Below are 474 nucleotides of genomic sequence, written 5' to 3' on the forward strand. Positions count from 1 at the left end.
AACCGACGAGCAGGCCGGCCTGGCGGAGCCGATCTTGGTGGACCTGGCCGGCAAGGCCGGGGCGGCGGAGGTCGCCAAAGCCGGCCGCCACCTGCGGGCGGTGCTCGACCCCGATGGGGAAGAGCGGGATGAGCGGGCCGATTACGGGCGGCGGTTCCTGCGAGTCCGCCCGGGCAAGGGCGGCGGCGTGGAAGGAGAGTTCTACCTGCCGCGTGAGGCCGGCGCCCGGTTGATGGCCTTGTTGCAGGCGTACGCCAAGCTGAGGGCACAGGGTGATGACCGCCCGCTGACGGTGCGCCAGGCGGACGCCTTGATCGCCCTGCTGGAGCAGAAGATCGTCACCGAGCTCCTCGTCGTGGTCAGCGCCGAATCCCTCCCCACCGACCCCGAAACCACCGACCCCACCGCCGACAACCCATACCCCGCCGACCCGGCCACCCAAGACACCGACCCGGCCACCCAAGACCCCGCTGC

1 protein-coding gene is annotated in these 474 nt (G+C 71.7%); it reads left to right on the plus strand.

The annotated features are described in order from the left end of the window. The coding region (locus tag HCK04_RS40565; protein WP_142652801.1) for a DUF222 domain-containing protein at window positions 1–474 on the plus strand (474 nt) is incomplete at both ends.

This window comes from Microbispora sp. CL1-1 (genome assembly GCF_012034195.1).
In the GTDB taxonomy this organism is placed as follows: Bacteria; Actinomycetota; Actinomycetes; order Streptosporangiales; family Streptosporangiaceae; genus Microbispora.